This window comes from Streptomyces sp. NPDC023157, from assembly GCF_055560575.1.
In genome coordinates this window covers 72,073-78,602 of sequence record NZ_JBVHIL010000015.1, presented here as the reverse complement: position 1 = coordinate 78,602, position 6,530 = coordinate 72,073, and the positions used below count along the sequence as shown (strand labels likewise).

7 protein-coding genes and 2 pseudogenes are annotated in these 6,530 nt (G+C 69.8%); 4 read left to right on the top strand and 5 right to left on the bottom strand.

Translation table 11 applies throughout. The features are described 5' to 3' along the window. Positions 1–296 precede the first annotated feature (296 nt). Together ACZ3ZE_RS36100 and ACZ3ZE_RS36095 are read right to left on the bottom strand one after the other, a co-directional pair. On the bottom strand, positions 297–626 hold the full coding sequence (locus tag ACZ3ZE_RS36100) for a hypothetical protein (protein WP_467262092.1): 330 nt from the start codon (positions 624–626) through the stop codon (positions 297–299). Positions 627–880: 254 nt separating this feature from the next. After that, positions 881–1,282 (bottom strand): annotated as a pseudogene (locus ACZ3ZE_RS36095) (transposase); the annotation flags it as partial. 699 nt (positions 1,283–1,981) lie between these two features. Between ACZ3ZE_RS36095 and ACZ3ZE_RS36090 the strand changes: the two are divergent. Both ACZ3ZE_RS36090 and ACZ3ZE_RS36085 read left to right on the top strand, forming a co-directional pair. Beyond that, positions 1,982–2,503, top strand: coding sequence for a hypothetical protein (locus tag ACZ3ZE_RS36090; RefSeq protein WP_363291520.1), 522 nt, complete (start codon positions 1,982–1,984; stop codon positions 2,501–2,503). A gap of 407 nt (positions 2,504–2,910) precedes the next feature. Next, positions 2,911–3,600, top strand: coding sequence for a hypothetical protein (locus tag ACZ3ZE_RS36085; protein ID WP_467262098.1), 690 nt, complete (start codon positions 2,911–2,913; stop codon positions 3,598–3,600). On the opposite strand, the pseudogene ACZ3ZE_RS36080 reads toward ACZ3ZE_RS36085, so the two are convergent. Next, positions 3,561–3,764 (bottom strand): annotated as a pseudogene (locus tag ACZ3ZE_RS36080) (lipase); the annotation flags it as partial. The gene ACZ3ZE_RS36085 and the pseudogene ACZ3ZE_RS36080 sit on opposite strands and share 40 nt — an antisense overlap. Before the next feature lie 189 nt (positions 3,765–3,953). Between ACZ3ZE_RS36080 and ACZ3ZE_RS36075 the strand changes: the two are divergent. After that, entirely contained in the window at positions 3,954–4,268 is a 315-nt protein-coding gene (locus ACZ3ZE_RS36075; protein WP_363291519.1) for a hypothetical protein, read from the top strand. A gap of 23 nt (positions 4,269–4,291) precedes the next feature. Then, positions 4,292–4,615, top strand: coding sequence for a hypothetical protein (locus tag ACZ3ZE_RS36070; protein WP_467262090.1), 324 nt, complete (start codon positions 4,292–4,294; stop codon positions 4,613–4,615). 393 nt (positions 4,616–5,008) lie between these two features. Here the strand turns inward: ACZ3ZE_RS36070 and ACZ3ZE_RS36065 are convergent, their stop codons facing one another. Continuing rightward, the gene (locus ACZ3ZE_RS36065; protein ID WP_467262088.1) at positions 5,009–5,182 is read right to left on the bottom strand and encodes a CsbD family protein; all 174 of its coding nucleotides are present in this window, start codon (positions 5,180–5,182) and stop codon (positions 5,009–5,011) included. Positions 5,183–5,581: 399 nt separating this feature from the next. Next, positions 5,582–6,463 carry a carbon-nitrogen hydrolase family protein gene (locus ACZ3ZE_RS36060; protein WP_467262086.1) on the bottom strand — a complete coding sequence of 294 codons (882 nt, stop codon included), beginning with the start codon at positions 6,461–6,463 and terminating at the stop codon, positions 5,582–5,584. Positions 6,464–6,530 lie beyond the last annotated feature (67 nt).

Genomic DNA, 6,530 nt, shown 5'->3' with positions numbered 1-6,530 from the left:
GGGGATACCCCTTCCACTACACCGTCCGGACAGGCATCGCGCTTCCGGCGGGCCTGGTGTTTGCCGGTGCCGACCGATGTCGGCCCCAGCGGCCCACGATGGGGGAGGATCACGGGCGGGTCCGGCGGCCCGGCTGCGGACATGCGAAACGCCCGGCCCGGTGGGTGCCGGGCGCGGTGTGGTCGAGGAGGTGCGGCGGGGGCCGGACGAGTGGTCAGGCTCCGATGCCGACCGAGGAGACCCAGGCGTACGCGTTGTAATCGACGTCCAGGTCGCTGATGACGTCGTCCCAGTTCTCATCCACCAGGTTCGAGCCCTGGGCGGCCCACGCGTCGACGAGATCGCCCCAGACGTACCGGACGGTGATCGAGCGCTGGGACAGCGTCGGGCGCGCGCTCGGCGGGGACGTGGGACTGGTCCACGGGGTAGATCTCCACCCGCCGGCCGCGTCCGTCGTTGTCCAGGTGGCGCTTCAGCCAGCCGGAGCGGACCAGGTTCTCCCGGCGGCGCGTCCAGTACGCGGAGTCGATGAGGTCGCGGTTCGCCGCGGTCGGGGTCGCCTTCTCCTTGGACTTCATCCACGACCGGACGTCGCCCTGCTCTCGCTCACCTCCGTCGACTGACACGCGCCTGCGCTCCCTCGCCCGCGGTGAGACGCACGCCGCCCGCTGGAGGGGCACCCAGACCGCGCCTGATGCAGTCCCTCTCTGCCTCAGTGCTCTGCGCTCCGGATGCACAGCGGCGCCCACCCGTTACGGGCAACGTGGCCTTCTCAGTGCCTGGGAGTCACGGCTTGGCCTCACCTGGACGGGCTGAGCTCGGCTCCGGCCCGTGCCGGAATGGAGTGCGCGAGCAAGGCCCCGGTGCTCGGCCGTAGACAGTGGCAGAACAGCCGGTCCGGCGAGCATGGCGCATCCGACCGCAGCCACGGTGAGACGTCCACCGCCGGCACCAGCCGCCCGTCCGCAAACCGCGGCAGCCGGCCAGCACGGACCGCAGCCGGTCGGTGTCGATCCGGCCGTGGTTGAGGCCGTCGTACATCGCGCCGTGTCCACGCCGGTGTTCGGGCAGGTGCGTCAGCTCCACCGCCGAGCACCGCACCCGGCGCACACAACACCGCGTTCGCCAGCTCGAACAACTCATCGCCCTGCACGGTCAGACACGCGTACAACCCATCCCGGAAGCGTGACCCTTCCGCGAACGCTTCCCCCACAGCGGCTTCAGGCAGCAGACTCGCCTTCACGGCCTTTGTACTGATCGGTGCACCTTGGTCGGAGCACATGATCAGACGAAGGCCGCTTCCGTAACCGGCGAATGCCCGTCCGAGCGATCATGTTCGGGACAGTGTTCGAGGCTCCGAGTCGGCAGCTTGAGCTCAGAAAGGTACAGCCAGACCGGCCTCTCGCAGCATGAGCAGTGCCCTGCCCATGCATTCCGCGACTGAGGCTCCGTCGGCTCTCATCCCTTCAGGCAGCGGTCCACCACCGGCAGTGAATGTCCACGCGGGTCGCCCCTCCCGCAGTCGCTCCGCGTCGACCCGGATCATGGCTCCCACACCCTGCTCACCGAGCCATTCCAGTATCAGCAGCGTCGTGTCCTCGACGCCGTGATCCGGATCTAGCTTGGGCGACCGCCCCTTTCCTCTGATCATGACCGAACCAACCCTATGCAGGGTGACCCAAGGGGCGGCCGCGAGCCGGCAGGCGAGCGACCAGAACAAGCTGACGGCCTGACGCACCCGGGGCGCCTTCCGGGCCCCTGCTTGTGATCACGGGGTTCTCGGCGCCGAGGCTGCTCCCGAGACGCCACGCCATCGGATGACACGGCTCGGCCAGACGGGTGTCAGCGGCCGCCGCAAGCCGCTACCGGAGGCACCGGTGTTCCAAGATCAGTGCCGCCGCCGTCTCCAGCGGCAGCTGCCCTGCATCACGTCGGTGCCGTGTGATCGGTTCGACCACGGCTGTTCGAGGAGTCTCACCCCATGCGTTCACGCGTCATCGCCGTCACGGCCGCCGCCCTCGCGGCCACCGCGGCACTCGCGCACCCGGCCCACGCCGCCCCGCTCGTCGACGGGGTCTACCGGTTCGCGGCTCTGACGGACGGCAAGTGTCTGGTCTGGCCCAAGACGCACGCGAGTATCGGCGTGGTGTCGCTGGGTGACTGCACGGACACCGCGTCCACCTCGGCGAACTGGCAGGTGCTGCGCCGTCCCGACGGAATGATGGAAGTCTCCCCGCCGGGCTCGAACCCGCGCACCTGCCTGAAGGTGACGTCGCAGCACAGCGTGTCGGTCACCAGCTGCGGTGACAGGTACGGCGAGTGGACCGTCTCCTACGGCTCTGACGGGCCCGGCAGCGTGGTGTGGGCCGACATCGAGCACACGCCCGGCGACTTCTCTCCCTCGTACGGAAAGATCGTGGACGATCCCGGCGTGACCGCTCGGATCGTGGTGAGGCAGGCCCCCATCGAACCGCACTACTGGGCACTGCAGCCGGCCGGATAGGAGTTGTCGGGCCGAGGGGTTCCGGGCCCTGACTGCTGTCAGGGCGACCCGGGCACCCCGGGCGGTGGCCGGGCCACAGTTGCGGCGGAAGTCGGCTGATCACGGCCGACGCCGCCTGCCGGCCAGATCCTGAACCGCCCGGATGCAGTGTGGTGGCGTGCTATCGGGCTGGGGATATGCGGAATGCGTGGCGCCAGCCGGTGCCGGGTGGGGATGGCCAGAAAGACGCGTGTAGTCATGGACACAGCAATTGAGGGATGGGTCGCCATCCATGCCTCGGGGGTGGTCCCTGACAGGCCTTCGGTGTGCCTGTGTTCGCAAGCGGTCAGCGCTGGCGGACGGGTGCGGGTTGAAGGGGGGACTGGCTCGTGTGGCACGCAGGGAAGACGGCGTTAGGAACCGCCGTCGTGTCCGGCGTCGCGATGGCAATGGTGCTGACCGGCTGTAAGGCGCCGGGGGAGAGCAACGCCGACGACAAGGGCGGCGGGCCGCGGGACGAGTTCGCCCAGGCAGCGTCCGCGCTACGGGACGCGCCGCAGTTCGGTTACCACATGCGCACGGCCGGGCTGGCGATGGAAATACGTGCGACCCGCGAGGGCGCGGCCATAGGCGCGATGACGCTGGCAGGTGCCCGCACGAACGTCCTCCCCGTCGGCGGTAAGACGTACATGCGATGGCACAAGGCAATTCCCGGCGCACCGTCCCGTCCAGGGCAGGCGGACCTGCTCAAGGACAAGTGGGTGACCGGCAGCGCCTTCTCGGGCATGGGCCGGACCCTGACGCCGAAGCAGCTGGGCATGACCGTGGCCCAGGAGCTGAATCAGCCAGGCACCCGCTACCCCGACCGGGGGGAGGACGGTCACCCGACTCATCCGTGCCCCGAGCAGAATCTGACGGGGTCAGCCCGCCGTTCCGTTCGACTTTTGGATCAACGCCTCCAACTCGTCCAGGACGTCCACGCCGCGCCCAAGGGCAACCGCCGCCTCCGTAGCCACGAGGATGCTCCACCATGCCGCCAGCAAGCGCCGCTCCGAGCCCCGTCCGCGGACCGCTGCGAGGAGGCCGGGGCGTTGGTCGCCGCCCACAAGGACGGGTAGGCCTTGCTGCTGCGCTGACAGCTGCCACTGTCGGACAGGTAGCTGCCGGCGCCCACCCCGGAGGAAGAGGAGTCGCCGAGAGCGACGTACCGACGTACGGCGCTTGTCCCTGTGGTGACGACGCCTGGCGAGAGGCCGGTTACGACTAGCGGACCTGCAGCCAAATCCCGCCACCCTCGGACGGGCCCTCGCGGTGCGCGCACCGGCCGGCCCAGCGTCGGCCGTTCCGACGGTGAGTCGTCACTGCGGGTTCAGCGGATTCGAGAGTTTCTCCGCATCTGTTGCGTACATGCCAAAGCGAGCTACGGTTTACGCGCGCCAACCAGCCGTCATCAGCGAGGAGTCGATGCGCCATGCCGCACATCAAGCGCGCCCTTGCGACCGGGGCCACCGCGGTCGCCGTCGCCGCGCTGCTCCAGGCTCCGGCCAACGCCGCGGTCGTCCCGGAGCATGCGATCATCACCTGCCAGAGCGCGAGCTTCTATGCCAACTACGACAGCTCCTCCGGGCCCACCGGCCTCGTGCGCACCCTGTATTACGGCGACAAGGTCGGCCACACCCGTGGGGCCCACCCGGTCTACAACGGCTGGGCCGCCACCTTCGACTTCGGCCCTAACGACTGGGGCTACGTGCGCTACGAATGCATCGGCGGCTACGGCTCGTGGTGAGCCGGAATTCGGGAGGAATCGTCATGTCCGCACCCCGCACCGTCCGCACCGTCCGCACCGTCCGCACCGTCCGCACCGTCCGCACCGCGGCGGTGGCAGCCGCCGTCGGCGCGGCCCTGATGCTCGGCTCCGGCCCCGCCCAGGCCGCCAACGGCACCATCGGCGAGCGGGAGACCGTCTGCGCCCAGGACCTCTTCGTCCGCACCGCCCCGCTGGGTGCCTGGATGGGCACCCTCTACCAGGGCCAGACCTTCCTGGTGGAGAGCAAGCAGTCCGGCTGGGCGTACGGCTTTGCATACGGCGACATCAACCGCCGCGGCTGGGTCCAGGACGGCTGGTTCTGCTGACCGCATCTCCCAACGGGGTCGGTCGATCACGCACGCCTCCGGGGATGGGTTCCCTCGCAGCTGAGTGACGACCAGCTCCCGCAGATCGCGGGCAGCCTCTTCCCCGACGACGAACCATGAGACTCCGCCCAGCGAGACGCCACCAGCGCCAATCTTGACGGCTTAGGGAACGCGGCACTGCGCCCCCTGTTATGACCGCTCCTGCGAGTCCCACGGCGAGCACAACGTCCTGCCCGAAGGCTGTCCGGCTTTCCTCGGCCGTGCCCCTCTGCCTTCCACCCCTCGCCGCCATGTGCGGCCCCCTTCCCCGGTTGGTGTGACGTCCCGTCCGAAGCGTGATCCCGCCCCCGGGGGTTTCCGGGGGCGGGATCACGCTGTACCGCGCGTGTCGGGTCACCTCCTGAAGGTTTCCTTGATCCTCTCCTTGGCTGATGGGGCGTGGCCGCGCTTCTTCTCTGCGCCGCCACGCCCCGTCAGCCGCCCCTCGCCCGTGGCGCTACCGGCCGACTCCTTCAGCGTGCCCTTGACCTGCTCACCCCTGGCACGGCTCTTCTCACTGCTGGACATGAGCAGATCCTTCCGGGTGACCGACAACGGCTGAGGAGCCGCCTGACCGCGAAAGAGCCGCCGAAACACCCCCCTTCCACCACCAGCTCGGAGCGTGAGGGGCCGCAGTCCCCGGCCACGCCGCGCATGCCGCGCGAACGACCGAGCGCGCTGCTCTGATGCCGGCACGATCCGATGCCGCGGCGCGTCCAGCGCTGGCCGCCGACCGGCGAGCGCGCGGTCGGCACGCAGGCTGTCCCCGGGGCAGATGAAGAGGCCCCCCCCGGGCCGCTTCCGGCCCGGGGGCTCCTCGACGGGCCCGGACCTTCCATCTTCATCAAGACCGCCACCACCTACCTCGCCGGGTTCCACATCGCCGCCATCTTCATCTGGTCAGCGAGGTGTTCCGAAGGAAGCGGCTCAGCCCAGAATCCGCTTCTCCGCCCACTCCGGCGTGCGGAAGGCGCCGCCGTACATGGGGAGGTGGATCTGCTCGCCGTAGCGGGCGAGTTGGGCCCAGGGGCGGTTGAGGCCGGCCGAGCCCTGCTCACGTACCCGAGTGACGGTGTCCAGGTCCAGGACGTCGACGAGGATCTCCTCGCCGGTGCCTGCCTGCTGGCGGACGATCCCCTCGGGGTCGACGATCGCGCTGGCGCCGACGGCGGCCGGATCGGAGGCGTTGACGTTGACGACGTACACCTGGTTGGTCCACGCGTTGGCGCGGGCGCAGACCAGCTCCATCTCCCGGTCGCGGGTGGTGGTGAGGGTGGGCTGGATGATGATTTCGGCGCCGAGCCAGGCGAGTTGGCGGATGGTCTCGGGGAAGGAGCCGTCGTAGCAGATCGCGAGTCCGATCCGGCCGGTGCCGGGGAGGTCGAAGACGGTGAACTCGTCGCCGGGGGTCGTCTTCTCGTACGGTTGCCAAGGGAAGACCTTGCGGTAGCGGGCGACGACCTCGCCCTCCGGTGAGACGGCGACGGCGGTGTTGTAGACCCGGCCGTCCTCACCGCGCTCGAAGAGGCTGCCCGGGACCAGCCAGAGGCCGGTCTCCCGCGCGAGCGCGCACACCCGCTCGGTGGTCGGGCCCGGTATCGGTTCGGCGGTCCGCTCCATCCAACCCTCGGGGGTGGGGCCGAGCAGCGGTCCCTCGGCGGCGAGCAGCAGCTCGGGTACGACGACGAGCTGCACGTGCGGGAAGAGGGACCGGGTGGCGCGGACCTGGTCGGCGTAACGCTGCCAGGTCGCTTCGAGGTCGTACGGGACGGGGGCGGTCTGCAGGGCCGCGATGGCGAGAGTGCGCATGGGATCAGTCCTTGGTGGTGGCGGTGGGGCGGGTTGGGCTGTCGCCGTCGGTGTGACGGTGAGGTGG